We start from the raw sequence: 24,487 nt of genomic DNA on the forward strand, positions 1-24,487 counted from the left end.
CATCGAACGGCCATTATCCGCAGTTTTATGGGCCGGGACCGCTGCCGGGCGTTGACTTGGACGGTGGTCCTCTTTATAGAGCGTGGCTCGTTTTTCCTGTGATCTGATGTTACGGAGTATTGTGTCGTGAAACGCACGTTCCAGCCGAGCAAGCTCGTCCGCAAGCGCCGGCACGGCTTCCGCGCCCGTATGGCCACCGTCGGCGGCCGTAAGATTCTGGCCCGTCGCCGCGCCCAGGGCCGCAAGGTTCTCTGCGCCTGACCGCGATGACGGCGCCCAGCCCACGGGTCGGGCGCCTGAAGCGACGGCCGGAGTTTCTGGCCGTGGCCGGGACGCGCCGCAAACACGTCGCTCCCGGTCTTATCCTGCAGGTGCGCCGACATGATGAACGGCAGGCCCCGCCACCCGGCGGGCCGGTGATTCGTCTCGGCCTCACCGCCAGCCGCAAAGTGGGCAACGCGGTCGTGCGCAACCGGGCACGCCGCCGCCTGCGCGAAGCGGCACGGCTTATTCTTCCTTTCCACGCCCGTCCCGGCCATGATCTGGTGCTGATCGCGCGCCAGGAAACCGCCGTGCGGCCCTGGGCCGACCTGATCGCCGACCTGACGGCGGCGCTGAAGCGGCTGGGCCTGTGGCGTGAGCGTGACGGCGGAGCGGCCATTCCGGTGCGGGAAACCCCCGTCCGCGATACGCCCGATACCCCATCATCACCGGAAAACGCGCCGGCATCGGCCGGCGCTGCGGCGGAGCATGGCCCATGAGTCCCCTGGCTCATGGGCTTCGTGCGTTTGTCCATCTCTATCGCTGGACATTCTCCCCCTTCGTGGGGCATCACTGCCGCTATCTTCCGACCTGCTCCACCTATGCGCTGGAAGCGCTGGCCAAGCACGGCGCGCTGCGCGGAGGCTGGCTGACCATCCGCCGGCTGGGGCGCTGCCACCCATGGGGCGGGGCGGGATATGACCCGGTGCCGGACCCCCAGGGGCAGCCGGAACCAAAGGCGGGCCACGGCAACCGTTCCTGTTGCGGCCCGGCGCATTGCGATCACTAAAGACCGGGGTGGCGGCCACGCCGCCCCGGGCCAACAGGCTGGACGGACACTCTCGGGAAGCCATGACCGAACAACGCAATCTCCTCCTGGCTATCGTGCTGTCGATCGCCATCCTGCTGGGGTTCCAGTATTTCCTTGCCCCGGCGCACAAGCCGCCGCCCGCCGATCCGGCGCAGCAGCAGACGGCGGCGGTGCCCGGCGGCCCGGCGGCCATTCCCGGCGGCCCCGCCGTGCCGGAAGCGCCCAAGGACCGCGCGCAGATCCTGGCCGAACAGGCCGGGGCGCGGGTGCGGATCAACACCCCGTCGCTGCACGGCTCGATCAATCTGGCCGGCGGGCGAATCGACGACCTGACCCTGGCCGCCTACCGCCAGACCACGGACAAGGACAGCCCGGAAATCGTGCTGCTGGCCCCGTCGGCGTCCAACGACGGCTATTACGCCGAATTCGGCTGGGTGCCCGAGGACCGCTCGATCCCGGCCCCCGGCCAGGACACGCCGTGGTCGGCCCCGGCGGGCGCCACCCTGACCCCCGACACCCCGGTCACCCTGACCTGGGACAACGGCCAGGGCCTGGTGTTCGAAAAGACCTTCGCGGTGGACCGGGACTTCATGTTCACCGTGACCCAGAAGGTGCGCAACACGACATCCAAGCCGGTGTCGCTGCTGCCCTATTCGCTGGTGTCGCGCCACGGCACGCCCCACACCTCGGGCTATTACATCCTGCATGAAGGCCCGCTGGGCGTCTTCGACGGCAAGCTGACGGAAGAGAAGTACGACAGCCTGAAGAAGACCCCGACCATCACCAAGACCTCGACCGGCGGCTGGATCGGCATCACCGACAAGTACTGGCTGGTCTCGCTGGTCCCGGACCAGACGGAGCAGGTCACCGCCCGCTTCGTCTACAACCAGCGCAACAACCAGGACCGCTATCAGGTGGACCTGATGGGTGCGGCCAAGACGGTGGAGCCGGGTGCGGTGGCGGAAAACACCGCCCGCCTGTTCGCCGGCGCCAAGCAGGTGAAGCTGCTGGATGCCTATAAGGAAAAGCTGGGCATCTCCAGCTTCGACCTCGCCATCGACTTCGGCTGGTTCTATTTCCTGACCAAGCCGTTCTTCTATGCGCTGGATTTCCTGGGCACCCTGTTCGGCAACTTCGGCATCGCCATCCTGCTGTTCACCGTGGTGGTGAAGGCCGCCTTCTTCCCGCTTGCCAACAAGTCGTATCACGCGATGAGCAAGATGAAGAAGCTGCAGCCCAAGATGCAGGAGCTGCGGCAGAAGTACGCCGACGATCAGGCCCGCATGAACCAGGAACTGATGGGCCTGTACAAGCGGGAAAAGGTCAACCCGGTGTCGGGCTGCCTGCCCATCCTGATCCAGATCCCGGTGTTCTTCGCGCTGTACAAGGTGCTGTTCGTCACCATCGAAATGCGGCATGCGCCGTTCTTCGGCTGGATCCATGACCTGTCCGCCCCCGATCCGACCACCATCTTCAACCTGTTCGGCCTGATCCCGTGGCACCCGCCGGCCATGCTGATGCTGGGCGCGTGGCCGCTGATCATGGGCGTGACCATGTGGCTGCAGCAGAAGCTGAACCCGGCGCCGCCCGATCCGGTGCAGCAGAAGGTGTTCATGTTCCTGCCCGTCGTCTTCACCTTCATGCTGGCCAGCTTCCCCGCCGGTCTGGTGATCTACTGGGCGTGGAACAACCTGCTGTCGGTGGCGCAGCAGTGGTTCATCATGCGCCAGGACGGGGTGAAGGCGCCGCTGGCCTGATCCTGCTGGCCTGATCCCTGGTTTCGTGCTTCTTTCGGGGGGCTCCGCCGCTGACCGCGGCGGGGCCCTTTCGCTGTTCGTGCTGTTTTGTTGTCAGGATGTCCCGTTATGACCGACGCTTCCGCCTCCGGCCCCTCCCTCACCGCCACCTTGTCCGCCGAGGAGATCGAAGCGGGACGGCTTCTGTTCGCGCAGGCGTGCGATTTCGTCTGGGGTGCCGACCGGCTGGACCAGTTGCCCGAAGCGCGGCTGCCGGAAATCGCCTTTGCCGGGCGGTCCAACGTCGGCAAATCCAGCCTGATCAACGCGCTGACCGGGCGCAAGACGCTGGCCCGCACCTCCAACACGCCGGGGCGCACGCAGCAGCTCAACTTCTTCGACCTGGGGCGCCGGCTGCTGCTGGTGGACATGCCGGGCTATGGCTACGCCAAGGAATCCAAGGAGAAGGTGGAGGCGTGGAACGACATGGTCCGCCGCTTCCTCAAGGGCCGGGTCACGCTGCGCCGCGCCTTCGTGCTGGTGGACGCCCGCCACGGGCTGAAGCCCAACGACGACGAGATCATGAAGATGCTGGACCAGGCCGCCGTGATGTATCAGGTGGTGCTGACCAAGGCCGACAAGGTGAAGCCCCCCGCCCTGGTGACGGTGAAGGCCGCCACGGAAAAGGCGCTGAAGAAACACCCCGCCGCCTTCCCCGAGGTTCACGTCACCTCGTCGGAGAACGGCACCGGCATCGCCGAGCTGCGGGCGGTGATGGCGCAGATGGCCGAATCGGCCCCGCTGACGTAAAGAGACCATACCCATGCACCTGTCCCCCGCCTTCGTCTTCCTGATCCAGGCGCTGCTGCTGATCGTCGGGCCGTTCGCCCTGTGGCGGGCGGCGGGCGTGCGGCGGGTGGCGCCGATGGTGGTGGTGCAGATCCTGTTCGGCATCGCCCTCGGCCCCTCCCTGCTGGGCCGCATGGCGCCGGAGGTGTGGGGCACCCTGTTCGGCGGCGCGGTCCTGGCGCCGCTGACGGGCCTGGGCTGGCTGGCGGTGGTGTTCTTCGCCTTCCTCACCGGGCTGCATCTGGACGTGGCCGACATGCGCGGGCGCGGACGGGCGGTGGGGGCGGTGGCGGTGTCCAGCATGGTCATCCCCACCCTGGCCGGGGCCGGCACCGGCCTGTGGGTGGCCGATGCCTTCCCCGCCATGGCCGGGCCGGCGGCCACGCCCGCCCTGTTCGCCGCCGGATTCGGGGTGTGCCTGGGGGTGACGGCGCTGCCGGTGCTGGGAGCGATCCTGCGGGAAATGGGGCTGACCTCCACCCGGCTGGGGGCGCTGGCGCTGGCCTGTGCGGCGGTGAACGACGCGCTGTTGTGGGTGGCGCTGGCGGCCCTGCTGGGGGCGGCCACCGGCGGCGGCGAAGCGGTCCTGCTGACGCTGGCCGGCGGGGCGGCGATTCCGGCGGTGTTGTGGGGCGTGGTGCGGCCCTGGCTGGCCGCCCGCATCGGCAGCCAGCCGCCGATGCTGGACGACGCCCACCTGATCGGCATCTGCGCGCTGCTGCTGCTGACCGCGGCGGTGAGCGAGGCCGTGGGGCTGCATTACATCCTGGGCGCCTTCCTGGCCGGCACCGCCATCCCGAAGCCGCTGGCCGCCGCCGTGCTGGCGCGGGTGGAATCGGTGACGACGCTGGTGCTGCTGCCGTTCTTCTTCACCCTGACCGGGCTCAAGGTGACGGTCACCGCCGATTCGCCCGCGCTGTGGGCGGTGTTCCTGGTGGCCACGGCGGTGACCATCGTCACCAAGCTGCTGGGCAGCGCGGTCCCCGCCCGTCTGGCCGGCATCCCCCCGTACGATGCGTGGCGGCTGGGGGCGCTGATGCCGTGCAAGGGGTTGATGGAGGTGGTGGTTCTGACCGTGCTGCTGGAGGCCGGCATCCTGTCGGGGGCCGGTTTCTCGGCGCTGGTGCTGATGGCGGTGGCGGTCACGGCACTGACGCAGCCCATGACCCGTCTGGCCGCCCGCCTCGCGCACGGTGACACGAAAACTCCGCTAGGCAGGACCGCCGGCTTCCGATAAAGAAGCGGTCCATGTCCACGCTGACGGATGATAGTCCCGTGACGATGACCGAACGCGAAGAGTGGCTGGGCAAGGCCCGCACCCTGTCCGAAGCCCTTCCCTACATGCGCCGCTACGCCGGCCGCACCTTCGTCATCAAGTATGGCGGGCACGCCATGGGTGACGACAGCCTGGCCGAGCTGTTCGCCCGCGACATCGTGCTGCTGAAACAGGTGGGCATCAACCCGGTGGTGGTCCACGGCGGCGGGCCGCAGATCGGCCAGATGCTGGACCGGCTGAAGATCAAGTCGAGCTTCATCGACGGCCTGCGCGTCACCGACAAGGAGACGGTCGAGGTGGTGGAGATGGTGCTCGCCGGCTCCATCAACAAGCAGATCGTCTCGGCCATCAACCGCCAGGGCGGCAAGGCCGTCGGCCTGTCGGGCAAGGACGGCCAGCTTCTGATCGCCCGCAAGCTGCGCCGCACCCAGCGCGACCCCGACAGCGCCATCGAACAGGTGCTGGACCTGGGCTTCGTCGGGGAACCGCATCAGGTCAACCCGCAGATCATCCACGGGCTGACCCAGGCCGACATCATCCCCGTCATCGCCCCCATCGGCGTGGACCGCCAGGGCGAGACCTACAACATCAACGCCGACACCGCCGCCGGGGCCATCGCCGCGGCGCTGGGGGCGACCCGCTTCTTCCTGCTGACCGACGTGGCCGGTGTTCTGGACAAGAACAAGGAACTGATCCCGCGCATGACGCTGGAGGATGCCCGCACCGCCATCGCCGACGGCACCGCCAAGGGCGGCATGATCCCCAAGATCGAAACCTGCATCGACGCGGTGGAACAGGGCGTGGACGCCGCGGTGATTCTGGACGGCCGGGTGCCCCACGCCCTGCTGCTGGAAATCTTTACCGAGGGTGGGGCCGGGACACTGATTGGCCGGGAGTGATCCCGGCCCTATATACCGTCCCATGACCGATCTGCGCCGACAGTTGCTCCGCCAGATGGAGGCGATCCGCCAGCGCCTGGACCCCAAGGTTCTGGACCGCGCCCGGTGGGCCGCCTTCGGCAAGGTTCCCTATGACCGGGACGAGGCCCGGCAGGCCGTCAGCCTGTTCCTCGATTCCCGCGACGACGGCGGCGTCTTCCGCGCCAAGCTGGAGGACGCCCTGCGGAAAGAGGGGGAGACGCTGGACCTTCCGGCCCCCTCCCCCCCATCCGCCGATTCCGGCGGGCCGTCCGGCCCCCACCCGCTGAAACCGCGGCGGACCGGCCGCATCACCTGACCACCCGGAAAAACCCGTTCCCCCGCGGGAGGTGCCGCCGATGCTGCAGGTTTTCATCAACGAGGGCGGGCGGCTGGTGCGGGCGCGCTGGACCGAGGGGGCGGAGCTGCCCAGCGCCACCGTGTGGGTCGATCTGCTCAACCCCACCGCCGACGAGGTGGCCGCCGCCGAGCGCTGCCTGGGCCAGCGCCTGCCCACCCGCGCCCAGATGGCCGAGATCGAGGATTCCAGCCGCCTGCGCCTGGGCACCGCATCGCTGCACATGACCGTTCTGGCCCTGGTGTGGGCCGACACCGATCAGCCCAAGATGGCGCCAGTCAGCCTCGTGCTGTCCGGCGGGCGGCTGGCCACGGTCCACCACATCGACCCCCAGCCCTTCCTGACCTTCCGCCGCAAGGTCACCCATCAGGGCTTCGTGCCGGCGCGGGCGGATGCGGTGATGACCGCCCTGATCGACGCGCTGCTCGAACGCACGGCCAACGTGCTGCGCCGGGTGGGGATCGAATTGGAAGCCATGGGCCAGCGGTCGTTCCACCGCGGCATACCGGGCCGGGCCGCCCCGCCCCGCGACGACGGCCGCACCCTGCGCCGGCTGGGGCAGGCCGGGCAATTGGTGGCCAAGGCCCACGAAAGCCTGTCGAGTCTTCACCGCATTCTCGATTTCCTGGCCCGCGGCAGCGGCGATGCCCTGCTGTCCAAGGACTCGCGGCGCTGGTCGCGGGGTGCGGTGCTGGACGCCAAGGGGCTGACCGAATACGCCCAGTTCCTGGCGTCGAAGGTGCGGCTGCTGCTGGAAACCACGCTGGGCCAGATCAACGTCGAGCAGAACGAGATCGTCAAGATCCTCAGCGTGGCGTCCGTCGGCCTGTTCCCGCCCACGCTGATCGCCAGCCTGTGCGGCATGAATTTCATTGCCGAACCGGGACGCCATTGGGAATTCGGCTATCCCCTGGCGATGCTGGCCATCATCGCATCGGGTCTTATCCCCATGTGGTATTTCCGCCGGAAGAGGTGGATGTAGCCGCCCCGCAGCACCCCCGGACAAAGGGGGCACACCCCTTTTGGACGCAAGCCTTCGCCGCGATTACGGGTTAAATTGAACCCGTTCAACCAAGCGGGTGCCCTCCCATGACCCACACGCTGACCGACCCGGTTCTGCCATCCTCCACCAGGGAAAACCCGGCCGGTGCGCGGGGCGAGCGCTCCACCCCATCCCCTGGCCTTCCCCCCGGCCTGCTGCCTCTGCCCCCCGCCGGCGAACCCAAGATGCGGGGGATGAAGCTGGTGGCGGTGTGGGCCGGGCTGGCGCTGGGAGCATGGGGTGCGGTGGCCGGGCTCGGCTATGGGCTCTATTGGCTGGTTCAGGCCCTGCTCGGCTGAGAACGGCGCCGCCGGGGTAACCCGGATGGTTCGTCCCCCCTGGCCTTCCTGCGGCAAATGGGCCAAAGTGGCGTGCCCGCCCAGGGAGCAGGCGGCAAACATCCGGGGGGATAGATGATCACGCTCTACACCTTCGCCACGCCCAACGGGCACAAGGCGTCGATCCTGTTCGAAGAGCTGGGCATCCCGTACCGGGTCCACGCGCTGGACCTGATGGGGGGAGAAAACAAGTCACCGGCGTACAAGGCCATCAGCCCCATCGGCAAGCTGCCGGCGGTGGTGGAGGAATTGCCGGGCGGCGCCCAGCGGCGGCTGTTCGGGTCGGGGGCCATCCTGCTGCACTATGCCCAGCGCACCGGGCGCCTGCTGCCCGACGGCGACCAGAAGGGCGAGGCGCTGTCGTGGCTGATGCTGGGTGTCAGCGACCTGGGTCCGGCGGCGGTGGACATGTTCCGCTTCTCGGTCCGTGCGCCGGAAAAGATCCCCTATGCCATCGACCTGTTCAAGGGCGAGCTGGTCCGCTGCTACGACGCGCTGGAACAGCGGCTGGGCGCGGTGGAGTATCTGGCCGAAACCTATTCCATCGCCGACATCGCCTGCTACCCCTTCATCGCCGCGGCGGCGGTGGCGGGCAGCGGCCTGCTGGACCGTTACCCCAACATCAAGCGCTGGCACGACACCGTGGGCGAGCGCCCGGCGGTCAAACGGGGGATGGCCGTGCCGGAATAAGCGGCCATGCACACCGGAATCATTCCAGCCTGATGACAAACGCCCTTTGCGGCCTAGATAGCGTCTGGCCGTAGCGGAGTTGCACGATGCCGATCCTACCCCGTCTGTCCGAATTGCACGCCGACATGGTGCTGTGGCGGCGCGACATCCACGCCCACCCCGAACTGGCGTACGAGGAGCACCGCACGTCGGATCTGGTGGCCGGCGTGATGGCCGGCTGCGGGATCGAGGTGCACCGGGGGCTGGGGTCCACCGGGGTGGTGGGGGTGATCCGCGGCCGGGAACCGGGGGATCGCGCCATCGGCCTGCGCGCCGACATGGACGCGCTGCCGATGCCCGAGGCCAACGGCTTCGCCCACGCGTCCTGCAACCACGGCACGATGCACGCCTGCGGCCACGACGGCCACACCACCATGCTGCTGGGAGCGGCGCGGTATCTGGCCGAAACCCGCAATTTCAAGGGCACCGTCTACGCCATCTTCCAGCCCGCGGAAGAGGGCAAGGCCGGCGCCCAGCGCATGATCGACGACGGGCTGTTCACCCGCTTTCCCATGGATCAGGTCTATGGGCTGCACAACTGGCCGGAAATGCCGGCGGGGCGCATCGCGGTGCACCCCGGCCCGGTGATGGCGGCGGCGGATCATTTCACCGTCACCGTGTCGGGGCTGGGCACCCACGCGGCCATGCCCCACCGCGGCGTCGATCCGGTGCTGGTGGGGGCCCACATCATCACCGCCGCCCAAAGCCTGGTCAGCCGCGGCACCGATCCGCTGGATTCCGCCGTGCTGTCGATCACCTGGGTCGAGGCCGGCACCACCTTCAACGTCATCCCGCCCGAAGCCAAGCTGCACGGCACCATCCGCAGCTTCCAGCCCGAAACCCGCGAGCGGCTGCACGCCCAGTTCGCCCGGCTGGTGGAAAACGTGGCCGCCGCCTTCGGCGCCAACGCCGAGTTGGAGCTTGACCCCGGCTATCCCCCCACCGTCAACAGCGTGGCCGAGGCCGAGGCCGCCGCCCGCGCCGCCGCCCTGGTGGTGGGAGAGGACAACGTGGATTGGGCACCATCCCCGTCCATGGCGGCGGAGGATTTCGGCTACATGCTCCAGCAACGGCCCGGCTGCTACATCTGGCTGGGCCAGGGCGAGGCGGTGCCGGGGGCCAAGCTGCACAACCCCCGCTACGACTTCAACGACGCCATGCTGCCGGTGGGGGCCAGCTATTGGGTGACGCTGGCCGAATCGCTGCTGCCGCTGGAATAAGTCACTCCGCCGTCTTGGGCGGGCGGTAGCCGCGGCCCGGAATCGGGAACAGCCCGGCGGTCAGGCTCTTGCCCATGTGCTCGGCCTTGGCATAGGCGCGCTCGGCGTCGGCGGGGGACAGCACCTCGTCGCAGGTCTGGCGGAACAGCGCCAGCCAGCGGGTGAAGTGCGCCGGCTCCAGCCCCAGTCCCACATGGGTCATGAAGGGGCTGCCCTTGTATTTCCGGTTGCCGATCAGATGGGCGGCCCAGAAATCGTCCAACTGGCCGAAATGCGCCTCCCAATTCATGTCCGCCCGCTCGAACACCGGCCCCAGCTCGGCATCGGCGCGCGCCCGCTCATAAAACCGCCGGACCAGCCGGGTCACATCGTCCATGGTCGCCGTGGCCGGGGTGGGAGCGGGATCGTGGGACATGCGGGTGCCTCATAAAACAATGGGGTGGACGGACAGTTTCCGTTGTATCCCGAACACCACAGCGGAACAAGACCGCTCAGGGCAATCGGGTGAAAGGTCTTTTTCGAAATATAGGATTATCGTCATTCCCGCGAAGGCGGTAATGACGATAATCCTAATATAGCTCTGAAGTCCTTCGCCCGATTGCCCTGCAAGACCGCTTGACCGGGGCGGCAGCGTCGGCTACACCTGACAGCATGAACACGATCCTTATCCCCCATCGAATGCGAATTACCCACCCGGCGTGCTGACGCGCCGGGGTGTGTTGCCTTCGCTTGATGTCTGGATAAGGGGTGTGGCCGTGGTGCCGCGCAATCATCGTGACGGGGACCGCTGCCGGTCCTCCCTCCGTTCTCCCTCGCAAAACACCTGTGAAACGGCGGCCGGGTCTGTCCTGGCCTGGGTGCGGCGTGCGCCCGGTTTCCGAATGCGGCGAATTTTTCGCCCGGTCCGCTGAGGCGGGCCGGGTTCGCATCCCTCGTCGCCGCATTCCCCGTATGATCGCAGGTTTTCCATGCTCTCCGCCCGAACCGGCGCGGCGTGTGCCGCCGTTCTGTCCGCTCCCGCCCCGTCCGCCGTCACCCTGCCGTCCTGGCTGCCGCTTCAGGCCATCGAAGACGCCGCCGCCCGCCTGCACGGGCATCTGGTGCGCACCCCGCTGCTGCCGGTGCCGGGGCTGCTGCCCGGCCTGTGGCTGAAGGCGGAAACCTTTCAGGCCACCGGCGCCTTCAAGGAACGCGGGGCGCTGAACCGGCTGCTGCGGCTGACGCCGGAGCAGCGGCGCGCGGGGGTGGCGGCCATGTCGGCGGGCAACCACGCCGCCGGTCTGGCCCGCCACGCCCAGCGGCTGGGGGTGCGGGCGGTGATCGTGATGCCGGCGGGCGCCCCCCAATGCAAGATCGACCGCACCCGCGGTTTCGGGGCCGAGGTGGTGCTGTCGGGCGCCACGGTGGCGGAGGCGCGCGGGCGGGCGGTGGAACTGGCGGCGGAACGGGGCCTGACCTTCGTCCACCCCTATGACGACGCCGACGTGATCGCCGGCCAGGGCACGGTGGGGCTGGAGATCGTGGACGACCTGCCCACGGTGGATACGGTGGTGGTGCCGGTGGGCGGCGGCGGGCTGCTGGCCGGGGTGGCGGCGGCGGTAAAGGCGCGCCGGCCCGGTGTGCGGGTGATCGGCGTGCGCCACGCCCGCTATGTGGGCGGTCCCGCCCCCGACGGCGCCTCGCTGGCCGACGGCATCGCGGTGGAGCATCTGGGTGCCCTGCCGCTCGACGCCATCGAGTCGCTGGGGGTGGAGGTGGTGGGGGTGGACGAAACCGCCATCGCCGACGCCATGGCCACCCTGCACACCCGCGCCGGTCTGGTGGCGGAGGGGGCGGGAGCCGCCGCCGCCGCCGCCCTGCTGACCGGCGCCGTCACCCCCGGCCCCACCACCGTCGCCGTGGTTTCGGGCCGCAACGTGGACACCGGCGCGCTGACGCGCCTGCTGCAATAGGAACCGCACCCATGTCGAACGCGCAAACATGGCAGCCCGACGATTACCGCCGCAACGCCGGCTTCGTCTCCACGCTCGGCCTGCCCGTGGTGGACCTGCTGGCCCCGCAGCCGGGGGAGGCCATCCTGGATCTGGGCTGCGGCGAGGGCACGCTGATGGAGCGGCTGCGGGATCTCGGCTGCCGCGTGACCGGGGTGGATGCCAGCGCCGAGCAGATCGCCGCCGCCTGCGCCCGCGGGCTGGATGCGCGGGTGGCGGATGCCCACGCCCTGCCCTTCACGGCGGCGTTCGACGCGGTGTTCTCCAACGCCGCCCTTCACTGGATGCTTAATCCCGACGCAGTGATCGCCGGGGTGGCCCGCGCGCTGAAGCCCGGCGGGCGGTTCGTCGGTGAAATGGGCGGGGCCGGCAACGTGGCCGCCATCGTGGATGCGCTGGTGGCCGGGCTGGACCGCCGCGGGCTGGACGGGCGGGCGGCGCTGCCGTGGTATTTCCCCACCCCGGCGGAGTACCGCGGCCGGCTGGAACGGGCGGGTTTCACCGTCACCGCCATCGACCTGTTCCCCCGCCCGACCCCACTGCCCACGGGGCTGCGCGGGTGGCTGGCAACCTTCGCCCAGGCCTTTACCGCCCGGCTTCCCGCCGCCGAACACGCCCCCTTCCTGGACGAGGTGGAGGCGGCGGTGCGCCCGGTCCTGCGCGGCGCGGATGGGGGATGGCACGCCGATTACGTGCGGCTGCGCTTCGCCGCCCGGCGGACCGGCTGAGATCCGGGGGCCGGAACCAACGGCCCCGGCGCCCCGTTCTCCTTCCGATTGCGTTGTCCAACGGAAGAAACGAGGAAGCCATGTCCGTGCGCGCTCTGACCCGCGTTCTGCCCGTCGCCGGCCTGTGCCTGCTGGCCGCCGCCTGCGGCAACACCACCGAAGAGAAAGCGGCCAGCGGCGGGCTGGGCGGCGTTGCCGCCGGGGCCGTGGTCGGCGGCCCGGTGGGGGCGGTGGTCGGCGGCGTCGCCGGGGCCGGGGCCGGCACCGCGGCGCAGAAGGTGGAAGAGGACCAGAAGACCAAGGGTACCGGCAGCGGCTACTGACGCGCGCGGCACGCATCCCGGCCCGCATGGGGCGGCGGCTTTCCCCCGGCACGGTCCTGAGCTATAACCGGGCCGGGCCGGGCGATGCCGGCCCCCCTGCCGTCAGCGATGGGATGCCCGTGCCGTGACCTGCGTTTCTGCCCTTTTCCGGCGTGCCGCCCTCGGCGCCGCCACCCTGGCGGCGGCCCTGACCCTTGGGGCCGGCGGCGCGCTGGCCCAGTCCTCGTCCGCCGCCCCGGCATCCTCCGCCATGGTGGACCGCCCGGCGGCCAAGCTGCAGGGGCTGGACAAGGTGACGGCCCGCACCTCCACCTTTTCCCTGAAGGTGGGGCAGACGGCGAATTTCGGCAGCCTGCGCATCACGCTGCGCGCCTGCCGCTCCTCCCCCCCGGTGGAGGTGCCGGAATCCGCCGCCTTTCTGGAGGTGGAGGACGTGAAGCCGGGCGAAACGGCCGAACGGGTGTTCAGCGGCTGGATGTTCGCCTCCAGCCCGGCCCTGTCGGCCATGGAGCACGCCATCTACGACGTCTGGGTTCTGACCTGCGAGGACGGTGGTTCCTGATCCCCGTCCCGCTGACCCTGCTCCTCGGGCCGTCCATAATCCAGGAGGGCGGACACCGCCCGGTCCTGGTCGATGCCGTGGAAATTCCCCTGCACCCGCTGGGCGGCGGCCAGCCGCCGGCGGTACTCGGCGCGGGGGATCTCGACGGCACCGAACCGGCTCAGATGCTCGGTGACGAACTGGGCGTCCAACAGGCTGTACCCCCCCGCCCTGAGCCGCGCCACCAGATGGACCAGCGCGACCTTGCTGGCATCGGTCTCGCGGCTGAACATGCTCTCGCCGAAAAAGGCACCGCCCAGCGACACCCCATAGAGCCCGCCCACCAGCCGCCCATCCCGCCAGCATTCCACCGAATGGGCGTGGCCGCGGGTGTGCAGGTCGGTGTAGAGCTGCAGAATGTCGCGGTTGATCCAGGTGTTGGTGCGGGTGCCGGTGATGGCGGCACACCCCTGCATCACACCGGTGAAATCATGGTCGAACCGCATCTCGAACCGGCCCTGGCGCACGGTGCGGCGCAGCCGGCGGGGCACATGGAACCCATCCAGCGGCATGACCCCACGCTGTTCGGGATCGAACCAGTAGAGACCGGGGGAATCGGCGCTTTCGGCCATGGGAAAGATCCCGGCGGCGTAGGCACGCAACAGCAGCATGGCGTCGAGCGTGAACATGGTCCCCTTGCGGATGGTCGGACGGGACGGTCGGAACAAGACCCCATCCCGTGCTATGACGGGGCCGGGGTTAAACGGCAACTGGGGTGTGCTGAGAATGATGGCAAGGGCATGGAAGCGAAAGGGCGCCATCGCCGCCCTGCTGGCCGGCATGGTTTTGGCCGCGGCACCGGCACCGGCCCAGACGGTGGGGGAACCGGGAAAGTTCGATTACTATGTGCTGAGCCTCTCGTGGTCGCCGGCCTTCTGCGCCGGACGCCCGGCGGACAAGCAGCCGGAGCAATGCCGTGCCACCCCACGGTTCGGCTTCATCGTTCACGGCCTGTGGCCCCAGCACGCCAAGGGCGGCTGGCCCGAACGCTGCTCGGCGGAGCGGCGGATCCCCCAGGCGGTGATCGACAAGACCCTGCCGCTGATGCCGTCCAAGGGCCTGATCCTGCATGAATGGCTGAAGCACGGCACCTGCTCGGGCAAGAATCCCGCCGCTTACTTCGCCGATATGGCGGCGGCCCGCGCCCGCGTGACCCTGCCGCCGGAAGCCGCCAGCGCCACCCCGCCCGCCCCGGTCCCGGCGGAGGTGCTGCGCGACCGGCTGATCGCCGCCAACCCCGGCCTGACGGCGCAATCGCTGGCGCTGGTGTGCAGCGGCCCACGGGTGGCGGAGGTGCGCCTGTGTCTGAACCCGGACCTGAGCTTCCGCGCCTGCTCACCCGACGTCCGCACCACCTGCCGCCGCGGCGCCGTGCTGAGCGGGGAGTGACCCCTCCCCCTGCACCGGCATCACCCGCGGAAAGGTCAGGGTGAAGCGGGTGCCCTTGCCGGGTTCGCTGTGGGCCTGGATGGTGCCGCGCAGGGTGGCGGTGACCAGATTGTAGACGATGTGCAGCCCCAGCCCGCTGCCGCCGCTGCCCCGGCGGGTGGTGAAGAAGGGGTCGAAGATCTTCGGCAGCACATCGGCCGGGATGCCGCGGCCGTCGTCGGCGAAGGTCAGAACCACCCGGCCGCCGGTGGGGCAGCGCACGGTGATGGCGATGCTGCCCCCCGGCCCGGCGTCGAAGGCGTGCAGCAGCGCGTTCATCACCAGATTGGTCAGGATCTGCGACACCGCCCCCGGATAGCCGTCGATCTCCAGATCCTCGCCGCAGTCCACGGTGACGCGGCAGGCGGCGGTGCGCAGGCCGGGGCCCAGGCTGCGCAGCGCCTCCTCGATGTAGGATTTCAGGGGGAAGCGGCGCCGCTCCTCGCTCGACTGGTCGATGGCGACCATCTTGAAGCTCTGGATCAGGTCGGCGGCCCGCTGGCTGTTGGCGAGGATCAGGTCCGACAGATCCCCCGCCATCCCCAGGAACCGCTCGAAATCGCTGCGCTTCATGGTGCGGGCGGCGTGCAGGCCGCGGATGTCCTCCACCTCGATCTGAAGCTGGGAGGCGCCGGTGACGGTGATGCCGATGGGGGTGTTGACCTCGTGCGCCACCCCGGCCACCAATTGGCCGAGGGAGGCCATCTTTTCCGCCTGGATCAGGCTGCGCTGGGCGTCCTTCAGGTCCGACAGCGCCCGTTCGGCGGCATCGCGGGAGCGCTGGAGTTCGCCGCGGATGCGTTCCTGTTCGGTGATGTCGGTGAAGGTCAGCACCGCACCGCCATGATCGGCGGACTGGCCCTGAATCAGCATGGCGCGCCCGTCGGGCAGCGCCCGTTCCACCATCAGGGGCTGCCCCGCCGACAGCACGCCCGTAACGCGCTGGAAGATGCTGTCCGCCGTCTGGCCGGGGGGCAGGCGGCCCGCGGCCTCCTCCTCCCGCAGCATCGCGACGAAGGGGGTGCCGGGGGTCAGCAGGGAGGCGGAATAGCCGGTCACCTCCCCCAGCCGCTCGTTGGCCAGCCGCACCGTCCAATCGGCGTCCAGCATCAGCAGGCCGCTGGGCATGGCCGCCACGGCGGTGGACAGCTCCTCCGACGCACGGGCCAGGGCGGCTTCGGCCTCCATCTCGCGTGTCACGTCCACCACGACCGATTGCGCCGCCGGCTCGCCCATCCAATCGATGCGGCGGTCCCACAGCTCCACCCAATAATCGCCGCCGCCGGGCCGCAGGTTGCGCAGGCGGCGGCGGGGCATCACCTCCCCCGTCGCGATCAGGCGGCGGTAGGTGGCCAGCGCGTCCGCCTGGTTTTCCGGCGGAATGAGCGTCAGCAGGCTGGGCATGGCCAGCACGTCGGCCACCCCGACCCCGACGACGGCGGCATAGGCGTCGTTGGCGTAGAGGGGGCTGAAATTCCGGTGAATGACGATGCCCTGGATCGAGCCTTCGACCAGATCGCGGAACCGCCGTTCCTCCTCGGCCAACGCCTGCTGGCGCCGCCCGATCTCGTCGATGAAGAAACGGATGGATGCGGCGATGTCGGTGATCTCGTCGTTCCCGCCCACCGGGATGGCGACGCCGGCATCCACAACCGCCCCGCGGGTGGCGCGCAGGGCCGACAGCCGGCCCAGCACCGCATGATTGAGCGCCAGAAGACGGGTGGACAGGGACGCGCGGAACAGGAAATAGACCGCCGCCGCCACCATCACCGACAAGGCCGCCAGCATCAGCACCAGCCGGCTTTCGCGGTCGATCATCATGCCCAGCGACAAGGTGCGCTCGCGGGCCTGGGCCTGGATGTCGTCGAACAGGCTGTGGGCGGCGCGGTCCAGGGTTTCCACCAGCACCCGCGACTGGCTGAGCAGCCCCTGCGCCCGGTAGCGGGCCTGAAGCCGGGCGGCGGCGGCGGCGAACACCCCGTCGTCGCCCAGCAGCACCGATTCCAGATCCCGTTCCAGCCGGTCCATGGCCGCGTGCACCGGCGCCGGCAGGCCGGGGCCGCTGACCGGCAGGCGGTGCAGGGCGTCGGCCACCTGCCGCTGTTCGCTGCGCAGACGGTTCAGGTGGTCGAGCTGGATGGCCGCCGCCGTGCGGGTGACCAGCGCCCCCACCCGCACCGCCCACGGCCCCAGCGCCCGCAGCGCCGCGTCCCCCGCCGGGCCGGCGCCGGCCTGATCCCCGGCGGTGCCGGTCACCAGCCGGTCCATGCCATCCGTCAGCCGGTTCAGGGCGCCGATGGCCTGGGCCTGCCGGTCGGCGGCGGCGGCGTGGCGGCCCATTTCGGCGTCGAGATCCGCCACCGTCTGCGCCAGGATCGCCAGGGTGCTGTCGATCTGGTCCAGCACCTGCACCGTCTGGGGGGACGCGCCGGAACCGGCCAGCCCCCGGATGTCCCGCGTCTGCCCGGACAGGAAATCGATCTGGCGCGACGCTGCTTCCATGGCCGCGCGGCGCTGGGGGGAATTGCCGGCCACGGCCAGGGCGGGAAGCTGGGCGATCAGCTTCTGCATCTCGCTCAGCAGATTGGCGCCGGCCACCACATGGGGCACGGTGGCGGACGACAGGTGCGTCACCTCGCCGTCGAACTGGCGGAACGCGGTCAGCGATACGGCACCCATGCCCACCACCACCAGCCCCATCACCGTCAGCCCGACGGAGATGCGCACGGCGATCCCCACCCGCCGCCGTTTCGGCATGGCATGGGGGGGTGGCGGAAACACCGGGGCCACGCTCACTTGCCCTCCTGCCCGGCGGCGGCGGGGGCGGGGGCGGCGGTCAGGGTCAACCGCCCGTCGCGGCGGGGGGCGATGCTGCCCGTGCGGGCCGCGGCGGCGATCACCAGGGTGGACAGGAATTCGGCGTCGCGGTCGTCGGTGATCCGCGGCGCCCGCGCCAGCATGGCATAGCCGTCGCCGCCCCCGGCCAGGAACCCCACCGTCGCCAGCCGGTAGCGGGCATCCGGGTCCACCGGCCGGCCGTTGACGGTCAGGGCGGTGATGCGCGCCCCCGGCGGACGGGCGAGATCGGCGGCCACCCGCACGCCCGACACGTGGGGAAAGCGCCCCTGCCCCTGTTCCACCGTGCTCAGGCCGTGCTCCAGCGCGGCGCGCAGCGCCTGGCCGGTGACGCCGATGACCACCACCGGGTCGGGGTACGGCAGTTCGGCGTGGATGTCGCGGCGGGTCAGTTCGGTTCCGGCGTCGTAATCCCGGTCGCCGCGGATGCCGCCCCCGTTGATCAGCGCCACGTCGGCGTCAAGGGCGGTGCGCATGGCATCGGTGACGGCGTTGGCGAAGGCGTTCTCCTCCTGCCGCACCCGCTCGCGGCGGGTGGTCATCGGCGCCTCCAGCCGCGCCACCCGCAGCCCGAGCTGGGCGCCCAGCCGGGCACGGTAGGACGCCACCCGCGCGGCGATGGCGGGGTCGGGGGTGACGGCGGCGGTGTCGATGACCCGCGGCTCGGCGGTCCAGCTCACCGGGCCCCCGCCGTCGGTGCCCTCCACCGACAGGTCGAGCGCCAGCACCTGCATGGCCTGGGGGGCCATGGTCAGGAACAGGGTCCGCCCCTCCCGCCCCTGGGCGAAGGCGTGGTTGCGGTCCTCGTACAGAACGATGTCGGCGGCCTGGGCGGCGATGGCGGCACGGTGGGTGTCGTCGCTGACCGTGGTCAGCACCACCACGAGATCGGCGCCGTCGGTGCGCAGGGCCGCGGCCTTTTCCGTCAGCGCCGCCCCCGCCGGCAGGAAGCGGGCGCGGGCGTCGGGATACATGGAGCCGTTGCGCACCGGCGTCAGCGCCAGCACGCCCAGACGCACGCTGCCGGCCTTCAGCACCACGGAATCGGCCAGCCCCTCCAGCGGGCGCCCGGTGGCGTTGTCCACGGCGGTGGAGCTGACGATGGGAAAGCCCGCTTCGAACGCGCGGGCCATCAGCGCATCCTCCCCATGATGGAAATCACGGTTCAGCGCCGCCATCACATCGGGTTCGATGTCGTTCAGCAGGTCGATCATATGGGCGCCGCGGTCGTAGAACGACAGCACGCTGGGCGCCAGGGTCTGTCCGCCGTGCAGAAGAAAGACGGTGCGGCCCGTCCGTTCCCGCTCCTGCCGGACCACCGCCGCCAGCCGGGCCAGACCGCCGCCCTGCCCCGGCACCCCATCGATTTCCGTGGTGGTGTGGACATAGAGCAGGGTTACCTTCTCCACCGCACCGGCCACGCCGGGCACGGCGCCGGTGGCGGCCATGCCGCACAGCCACAGCACCCCCAGCCGGCGGATGACAGCCGCACAGCCCACGCGGCGCAGGATGATCCCAAAAGTCACGGTTGCGTCTTATCTCCTCCGGCACCCGGCGGCGGAACCCGCCGGGGCGGAGCGGATTATGGGCCAGCAACTATCCTTGCGGAAGCATCCGCTGCGGACGTAGCGTCGCAACGCACCGGCGTGGGCATCGGACCGGGGCGGTCACTGGCGGTAATGCCCCGGTCCCATATAGAGGCCGCGGTGGTGGTCCATGTATTGCTGCAGAACGCCGGCCAGCTCCGCCATATGGCGGGCAGCCCCATGGGCACGGGCATGGGCGATGTCGTCGCGGATGAAGGCGGCGATCACCCGCTGGCCGGTCGGATCACGCTCCAGGCAGCAGCCCAACTCCGCCGCCACGATGGGCGGCAGGTGTTCGTGCTCGGCAATGGCATCGACTTCCGCTTCGCTCAGACCGCTGAGAGCGATGCAATCCACGATCGTCAGCATGGCACGGTTCCTCCCATCGTTGGAACCGGCCCGTTCCGGCGGCATGGCCGTCCGGCGTGGCGGAGCGATAAGGCACTCCGCCGGGTCAGACACGGAACCATCCGTGCCGCCCGGCGGAAACGCCCGCGCGTCGGGTCAGGTCAATGGGCCATCAGCACCGGCAGGCCGGCATGGCTCAGCATATACCGGGTCACGCCGCCCAGGATCATTTCCCGCATGCGGCTGTGACCGTACCCACCCATGACCAACAGGTCGGCACCGATCTCGGCGGCCCTGTCGTTCAGGGTCTTGCCCACGGGATCGGAGCCGGGCTTGAGAATGGTGAGCTGACTGGCCACCCCGTGCCAAGTCAGATAATCGGCGATGCGGCGACCCGCCGCAGCCGAGGTGACCGAGGTCTCGGCGGTCAGCACATGGACCACCTCGGCCTTTTGCAGGAAGGGCATGGCGCCGGCCACGGCGCGGGCGGATTCGGCACTGCCGTTCCAGGCCACGGCCACGCGGCGCCCGATCTCCGCCGGGGCGCTGCCGGGGACCAGCAGCAGCGGACGGCCGCAGCCCAGCAGGGCGGTTTCGACGGTGACGTAGCCTTGGGCGTCCTTGTCCAGGGCGGGATGGGCGAAGACCATCAGGTCGGCCAGCCGGCCTTCCTGCGGCACCACCTCTTCCCCGCGGCCCACCACGTCGCGCCAGCCGGCGGTCGGCTCGTCGCCGGCCTTGGGGGCTGTGCTCTGGGTGATGCCGGCAGCGGCGACCGCGGTCTGGAAATGACCGCGGGCGACGGTCAGATGGGCGTTCGCCTCCCCTTCGGCGGCGCGCATGATCTCGTCCACCATGGCGCCCGACATGCCTTCGCCCAGCATGGGCACCGCGTCGCGCGGGTCCAGGCGGACGAACAGGGCGTCGGCGTGGGCGCCGAAGCGGCGGGCCACACCCAGGGCGGCGCCCAGCGCCACCGGATCGGTGTCGGACCCGCTGAGCGGCACGAGAATGGTTTTCAGCGACATGATCTAATCCCCCCAAAGAGCGCCCGGACGGGCGGCTCCTGTGCGTCAGCGGAGCGGGGTGCGGGACCGGAACACCGTGGCCGCCCCCCGTTTCCCTCTACCCTGCTCTTTCGCGGCGGGGTGGTCGATGGCTGGGCCGGCATGGCTGGCATGGGCTTGACGCACCCGGCCCGCGGGGCAGGCTCTGGTGGTATTAGGACAGGAATTCCCGTGCCCTGGCAAGCACTTCCGCCGTGTCCCCCCCCGCCGCGACGCGGTGCCACGCCATCACGCCGATCCCGTACCCCTCCTGCGCCGCCGCCACCCCCGCATCGGCGTCGGAGGCATCGCGCGCCCGCGCCGACACCCGGCGGCAGCGCTCGTCCACCCCCGCCTCCAGCCACAGACCGGTGAAGGGAACCCCGGCCAGGGCGGCGGCGCGCGCCAGCCCGTCCCGTTCGTCCGCCCGCGCCGACACGGCGTCCACGATCACCGCGCGGCCCGCCCGCGCCAGCACCTCGGTCCAGCGGACCAGCCGGGCATAGACCGCCGCCGTCACCGCCGGGGCATAGGCCGCGGGCGGCAGCCGGGTTTCCGGGTCCACCCCCCACATCCGCTTGCGCAGGACATCGCTGCGCAGGATCACCGCCCCCGGCGCCGGCCCCAGTCCGGGCGCCAGGGCACGGGCCAGCGTGGTCTTGCCGGTCCCCGACAGCCCCCCCACCGCCACCACCCGCGCCGGCCCCTCCGCCGGTCCCGGCGGGGCCAGCAGCCGGCGGGCGAGGGCCAGATCGTCCAGCGCCGCGTCACCCCGCCCCATGGCCGCCGCCACCTTGGCCCGCACCGCCGCCCGCAGCGACAGGAACAGCGGCAGCGCCCCCAGCCCGCCCCAGTCGCCCGTGCGCTCCAGCCAGCGGTTCAGCACGGCGTGGGCCGCGGCCCGCAGCCCCAGCCGCTCCAGATCCATCACCAGGAAGGCCAGATCGTAGAGCACGTCGATGGTGGCGAAGCTCTCGTCGAATTCGATGGCGTCGAAGGGGGTGGGCCGCCCGCCCCACATCACGATGTTGCCCAGATGCAGATCCCCGTGACAGCGGCGCACCCGGCCCGCCACCCCGCGCGCTTCCAGCAGCGGCCCCCAGCGCCGCAGCGCCGCGGCGGTGGACCGGGCCAGATCCTCCACGGCGTCGGCGGGGAACGAGGTGGTGCGGGCGCGCATCTCCGCCGCGTTGCCGTCGGCCACGGCGGCGAGGGCGGCGGCGGCCCCCTCCCCCGCCCGCACCGGCGCCTGGGCGTGAAGGTCCGCCACCGCATCGCCCAGGTCGTGGGCCAGCGCCGGGGTGATGGTGCCCGCCGCCGCCATGCGGTCCAGGGCTGCATCGGCGGGGAAGCGGCGCATCAGCAGCACCGGCTCCGCCGCCGCCTCATCGGCCACATCGTCGGCGGGAAGCAGGACGGGGGCACCGTCCCGCCACGCCACCGCCCACAGGCCGAGATACAGGCCGGGAGCGGTGGAGGCGTTCAGCGCCAGCTCCGTCCGCAGCGCCGCCCAGCGGCGGGCGCGGGTGGAGAAATCGAGATAGGGAAGCCGGACCGGGCGCTTGATCTTCCACGCCCGGTCCCCGGCCAGGAAGACCGACGCGGCGTGGGTGTCGATGCGCTCCACCGCCGCCCCGCCGTGGGTGCGGGGGTCGCCGAGGAAAGCCGGGACATCCGCCGTCCCGCCGGGGCCGTGGGGATACGCGGTCATGATGGGAAGCACTTTAGCACACCCCGGCGCTTCCCGCCGGCTCACTCCGCCAGGGTGCGGCGGAAGAACGCGGTCACCTCTTCGTTCAGGCGGGCCAGGAAGGCGGGGCGGTCGAAACCGGGCGGGTCGTGCGCCGGCGGCCCCACCTCGGCGGCGATGAAAGCGGGGAACGGCGCCATGAAGGCATAGTGCCCGGCCCCCTCCACCGTTTCGTAATCGGGCGGCGGGGTCAGCAGCGCGCGCACCCGCTCCACCTGCACCGGCCCGACCACGTCGTCTTTCCCCGCGCGGTAGAGGCGCACGGGGATGTGGAGGTCCGCCAGTTCCGACGGCCCGAACAACGCCCCCACCGGGGCGGCCAGCACGGCGGCACGGATGCGGGTGTCGGGCGGGCGGCTGATGCGGCCCACCGCCCCCTCGCCCACGGCGCGCTGGTCGGGGGAATGGCCGCAGAAGCCCCAATCCTCCGGCACCGTCTCGCAGTAGCGGCGCACGCCCGACAGGTCGGCCCGCCCGCTGGCCGCCGCCAGCACCGTGTACCCCCCGGCGGAAAAGCCGAAGGCGCCGACGCGGCCGGGGTTCACCATGGCCCCCAGCACCGGGTCGGCCAGCACCGCGTCGAGAGCGGCGGAGAACTGCGCCGGACGGTTGCGCCACAGGGCGCCGGTGCCGGCGGGGTTCAGCCCGGCGGTGGAATCGTCGCCCGCCGTGTTGCCGGCATGGACCGGCGCCACCGCCACGAATCCGTGACGGGCCAGATACCGGGCCAGCCCCCGGTGCGCCAGCGCCGTGCCCCCCGATCCATGGGAAATCATCACCAGCGCAAAGCGCCCCGCCGCCGGTTCCGCCCGTTCCGCCACATCCATGGCAAAGGGGCCGCGGCGGACCGTGCGCTCCTCGGCCGCCGTGGGATACCAGACCAGCATGCCGGCCCGCCCCCCGCGGGCGGGATCGGCGTAGGAGGCTTCGCGCAGACCCGCGTTGAACGGCGCCTCCTCCGCCCGCACGGCGGTCCCCGCCGCCACCAGCCATGCCAGCCCCGCCGCCAGCCCCACCAGCATCCGCGCCGCCGCCATCGTCCCCCCTTGTCCGCCTGCCATGACCGAGGTCAGCACATAGGGGTTAGGCCAGTCATTGCAACCCTTTCGGGGGCTGTGACAAAATCGGTCCCATCCGCATGAGCCAGGGATTTTATTGACAGTCATTCTCATTTTCACTATCACCAAAGGGCAATCGCAACCGGAGGCCACGTCGCATGTACGTCTGCATCTGCAACCCGATGACTGAAAAGCAGGTCAAACAGGTTCTGGGCCTCGGCGTGGATACGGCAGCGGGCGTCTTCCGCCATTTCGGCCACAAGGTCCGGTGCGGCAAATGCGTTCCCTACCTTCGGGAAATGGTTGACGATCACAAGCAGCAGCAGGCGGGCTGCAACGGGTGCGGCAAATGCCACGGCGGCGAACACGCCAACGAGGATGCCCCCGAAACCGTGGCCTACGGCGTGGCCGCGGAATAACGCCCGCCGCCTCCGGCTTCCGCAGCAGGCCGCCCCCTGGGCGGCCTGCCGTCTTTTGGCCCCATCATCCGCCCGGCGAATGGTCTATGCCCTTGGTCGGATTGACGATACCCGGCATTTCAGGCAAAAGACGACGCAACAGGCTTAAGTAAAGTTGCTACAGTCAAGAACGGCAACAAAAAAGCCACGCAACGGCCAACCCGTTGCAGAGGAAACGCCACCACAAAAAAATGATCGACTCCGAATAAACCGGATTGGTTTGCCACCGTTGGAGCAAGCCTTCCGGCTGTTTTTCGTGTCATCCGTGGAATGATGCGGGAGAGAGGCTGTGCACACACCGCCTTTATGCTGTTTCATGGGGGATCGGGATGACCGGGCGGACACCCGGCACCGGATGCCCCCGCCGGCAGCGTGCCCCCGGTGACGGAACGAACCCCCGTCACCACATACCCGCGGACCGGCAACGGTCATGGTCCAACAAGAACGAGGTGAATGGGATGAGCGTGCAGCGACGCGGCACCCACGACGCTCACAGCCGGGACCGGCTGGAATCGGCCACCCGGCGTCTGGACGATCTGCGCAGCATCGTCGAACGCCTGCGCAGCAGCGAGGACCGGGGCGATTTCGAACGCACCCTGGACAGCCTGCGCGGCCAGCACAACCGTGCCCTGGCCCGGCTGGAGGCGGCCCGGCTGGCCCTTCCCGACTCCTGGCCCCTGGCCCGCGCCCAGGCGGATCAGGCGCTGGACGACCTGACCCGCGGCCTGGACGAGGTGGAACGCCGTCTCCAGCAGAAGCAGGCGGCCTGACCTTTTT

27 protein-coding genes are annotated in these 24,487 nt (G+C 70.4%); 19 read left to right on the forward strand and 8 right to left on the reverse strand.

The window, feature by feature from the left end; all coding sequences use genetic code 11:
- The first annotated feature begins 126 nt into the window (after positions 1-126).
- From rpmH to M2352_RS14705, 12 genes are all read left to right on the forward strand, one after another.
- Positions 127-261, forward strand: a complete 135-nt coding sequence (rpmH, locus tag M2352_RS14650) for a 50S ribosomal protein L34 (RefSeq protein WP_264665214.1) — start codon at positions 127-129, stop codon at positions 259-261.
- A gap of 5 nt (positions 262-266) precedes the next feature.
- A complete protein-coding gene (rnpA, locus tag M2352_RS14655) occupies positions 267-761 on the forward strand; it encodes a ribonuclease P protein component (RefSeq protein WP_264665215.1) in 495 nt (164 codons plus the stop codon).
- Entirely contained in the window at positions 758-1,051 is a 294-nt protein-coding gene (gene yidD / locus M2352_RS14660; RefSeq protein WP_264665216.1) for a membrane protein insertion efficiency factor YidD, read from the forward strand. Before rnpA ends, yidD begins: the two co-directional genes overlap by 4 nt.
- Before the next feature lie 62 nt (positions 1,052-1,113).
- The gene (gene yidC, locus M2352_RS14665; RefSeq protein ID WP_264665217.1) at positions 1,114-2,829 is read left to right on the forward strand and encodes a membrane protein insertase YidC; all 1,716 of its coding nucleotides are present in this window, start codon (positions 1,114-1,116) and stop codon (positions 2,827-2,829) included.
- 108 nt (positions 2,830-2,937) lie between these two features.
- The gene (yihA, locus tag M2352_RS14670) at positions 2,938-3,618 is read left to right on the forward strand and encodes a ribosome biogenesis GTP-binding protein YihA/YsxC (RefSeq protein WP_264665218.1); all 681 of its coding nucleotides are present in this window, start codon (positions 2,938-2,940) and stop codon (positions 3,616-3,618) included.
- A gap of 13 nt (positions 3,619-3,631) precedes the next feature.
- A complete protein-coding gene (locus M2352_RS14675; RefSeq protein ID WP_264665219.1) occupies positions 3,632-4,894 on the forward strand; it encodes a cation:proton antiporter domain-containing protein in 1,263 nt (420 codons plus the stop codon).
- Positions 4,895-4,905: 11 nt separating this feature from the next.
- The gene (gene argB, locus M2352_RS14680) at positions 4,906-5,832 is read left to right on the forward strand and encodes an acetylglutamate kinase (protein WP_264665220.1); all 927 of its coding nucleotides are present in this window, start codon (positions 4,906-4,908) and stop codon (positions 5,830-5,832) included.
- 22 nt (positions 5,833-5,854) lie between these two features.
- A complete protein-coding gene (locus tag M2352_RS14685; protein WP_264665221.1) occupies positions 5,855-6,169 on the forward strand; it encodes a hypothetical protein in 315 nt (104 codons plus the stop codon).
- Between the two features lie 40 nt (positions 6,170-6,209).
- Entirely contained in the window at positions 6,210-7,190 is a 981-nt protein-coding gene (locus M2352_RS14690; protein WP_264665222.1) for a magnesium transporter CorA family protein, read from the forward strand.
- A 107-nt stretch (positions 7,191-7,297) separates the two neighbouring features.
- Positions 7,298-7,549 carry a hypothetical protein gene (locus M2352_RS14695; protein ID WP_264665223.1) on the forward strand — a complete coding sequence of 84 codons (252 nt, stop codon included), beginning with the start codon at positions 7,298-7,300 and terminating at the stop codon, positions 7,547-7,549.
- A 114-nt stretch (positions 7,550-7,663) separates the two neighbouring features.
- Positions 7,664-8,278: a glutathione S-transferase family protein gene (locus M2352_RS14700; RefSeq protein WP_264665224.1), complete on the forward strand. Its 615-nt coding sequence runs from the start codon at positions 7,664-7,666 to the stop codon at positions 8,276-8,278.
- 86 nt (positions 8,279-8,364) lie between these two features.
- Entirely contained in the window at positions 8,365-9,537 is a 1,173-nt protein-coding gene (locus M2352_RS14705; protein ID WP_264665225.1) for a M20 aminoacylase family protein, read from the forward strand.
- A gap of 1 nt (position 9,538) precedes the next feature.
- Here M2352_RS14705 and M2352_RS14710 read toward each other — a convergent pair whose 3' ends face one another.
- Positions 9,539-9,952, reverse strand: a complete 414-nt coding sequence (locus M2352_RS14710) for a group III truncated hemoglobin (RefSeq protein WP_264665226.1) — start codon at positions 9,950-9,952, stop codon at positions 9,539-9,541.
- Positions 9,953-10,505: 553 nt separating this feature from the next.
- Here M2352_RS14710 and M2352_RS14715 point away from each other — a divergent pair.
- The 4 genes from M2352_RS14715 to M2352_RS14730 all read left to right on the forward strand — a co-directional run bounded on the left by M2352_RS14715 (position 10,506) and on the right by M2352_RS14730 (position 13,141).
- Positions 10,506-11,489, forward strand: coding sequence for a pyridoxal-phosphate dependent enzyme (locus M2352_RS14715; RefSeq protein ID WP_264665227.1), 984 nt, complete (start codon positions 10,506-10,508; stop codon positions 11,487-11,489).
- Between the two features lie 11 nt (positions 11,490-11,500).
- Positions 11,501-12,256: a class I SAM-dependent methyltransferase gene (locus M2352_RS14720; RefSeq protein WP_264665228.1), complete on the forward strand. Its 756-nt coding sequence runs from the start codon at positions 11,501-11,503 to the stop codon at positions 12,254-12,256.
- Positions 12,257-12,336: 80 nt separating this feature from the next.
- Positions 12,337-12,579, forward strand: a complete 243-nt coding sequence (locus tag M2352_RS14725; RefSeq protein ID WP_264665229.1) for a hypothetical protein — start codon at positions 12,337-12,339, stop codon at positions 12,577-12,579.
- A gap of 124 nt (positions 12,580-12,703) precedes the next feature.
- The gene (locus M2352_RS14730; protein ID WP_264665230.1) at positions 12,704-13,141 is read left to right on the forward strand and encodes a DUF2155 domain-containing protein; all 438 of its coding nucleotides are present in this window, start codon (positions 12,704-12,706) and stop codon (positions 13,139-13,141) included.
- On the opposite strand, the gene aat is transcribed toward M2352_RS14730, so the two are convergent.
- A complete protein-coding gene (aat, locus tag M2352_RS14735) occupies positions 13,099-13,809 on the reverse strand; it encodes a leucyl/phenylalanyl-tRNA--protein transferase (RefSeq protein ID WP_264665372.1) in 711 nt (236 codons plus the stop codon). The two genes, M2352_RS14730 and aat, sit on opposite strands and share 43 nt — an antisense overlap.
- Before the next feature lie 97 nt (positions 13,810-13,906).
- Between aat and M2352_RS14740 the strand changes: the two genes are divergently transcribed.
- Positions 13,907-14,569: a ribonuclease T2 gene (locus M2352_RS14740; protein ID WP_264665231.1), complete on the forward strand. Its 663-nt coding sequence runs from the start codon at positions 13,907-13,909 to the stop codon at positions 14,567-14,569.
- Here M2352_RS14740 and M2352_RS14745 read toward each other — a convergent pair.
- The 6 genes from M2352_RS14745 to M2352_RS14770 form a co-directional block, all read right to left on the reverse strand.
- Positions 14,516-17,404, reverse strand: coding sequence for an ATP-binding protein (locus M2352_RS14745; RefSeq protein ID WP_264665232.1), 2,889 nt, complete (start codon positions 17,402-17,404; stop codon positions 14,516-14,518). The genes M2352_RS14740 and M2352_RS14745 overlap by 54 nt on opposite strands.
- Positions 17,401-18,990, reverse strand: a complete 1,590-nt coding sequence (locus M2352_RS14750) for a bifunctional metallophosphatase/5'-nucleotidase (RefSeq protein WP_264665233.1) — start codon at positions 18,988-18,990, stop codon at positions 17,401-17,403. The genes M2352_RS14745 and M2352_RS14750 overlap by 4 nt, the downstream gene beginning before the upstream one ends.
- Positions 18,991-19,131: 141 nt before the next feature.
- Entirely contained in the window at positions 19,132-19,419 is a 288-nt protein-coding gene (locus M2352_RS14755; protein WP_264665234.1) for a hypothetical protein, read from the reverse strand.
- Positions 19,420-19,559: 140 nt separating this feature from the next.
- Complete coding sequence (locus M2352_RS14760; protein ID WP_264665235.1) at positions 19,560-20,426, reverse strand: universal stress protein; 867 nt, start codon at positions 20,424-20,426, stop codon at positions 19,560-19,562.
- A gap of 193 nt (positions 20,427-20,619) precedes the next feature.
- Entirely contained in the window at positions 20,620-22,155 is a 1,536-nt protein-coding gene (locus M2352_RS14765) for a bifunctional aminoglycoside phosphotransferase/ATP-binding protein (protein ID WP_264665236.1), read from the reverse strand.
- Positions 22,156-22,196: 41 nt separating this feature from the next.
- On the reverse strand, positions 22,197-23,231 hold the full coding sequence (locus tag M2352_RS14770) for an alpha/beta hydrolase family protein (RefSeq protein ID WP_264665237.1): 1,035 nt from the start codon (positions 23,229-23,231) through the stop codon (positions 22,197-22,199).
- A gap of 179 nt (positions 23,232-23,410) precedes the next feature.
- Between M2352_RS14770 and M2352_RS14775 the strand changes: the two genes are divergently transcribed.
- Both M2352_RS14775 and M2352_RS14780 read left to right on the forward strand, forming a co-directional pair.
- Positions 23,411-23,671 (forward strand): (2Fe-2S)-binding protein, encoded by a 261-nt coding sequence (locus M2352_RS14775; RefSeq protein WP_264665238.1) that lies wholly within the window; start codon positions 23,411-23,413, stop codon positions 23,669-23,671.
- Positions 23,672-24,168: 497 nt separating this feature from the next.
- Entirely contained in the window at positions 24,169-24,480 is a 312-nt protein-coding gene (locus M2352_RS14780; RefSeq protein ID WP_264665239.1) for a hypothetical protein, read from the forward strand.
- The last annotated feature ends 7 nt before the right edge of the window (positions 24,481-24,487 follow it).

Origin of the sequence: Azospirillum fermentarium (assembly GCF_025961205.1) — a bacterium.
GTDB classification, from domain to species: domain Bacteria; phylum Pseudomonadota; class Alphaproteobacteria; order Azospirillales; family Azospirillaceae; genus Azospirillum; species Azospirillum fermentarium.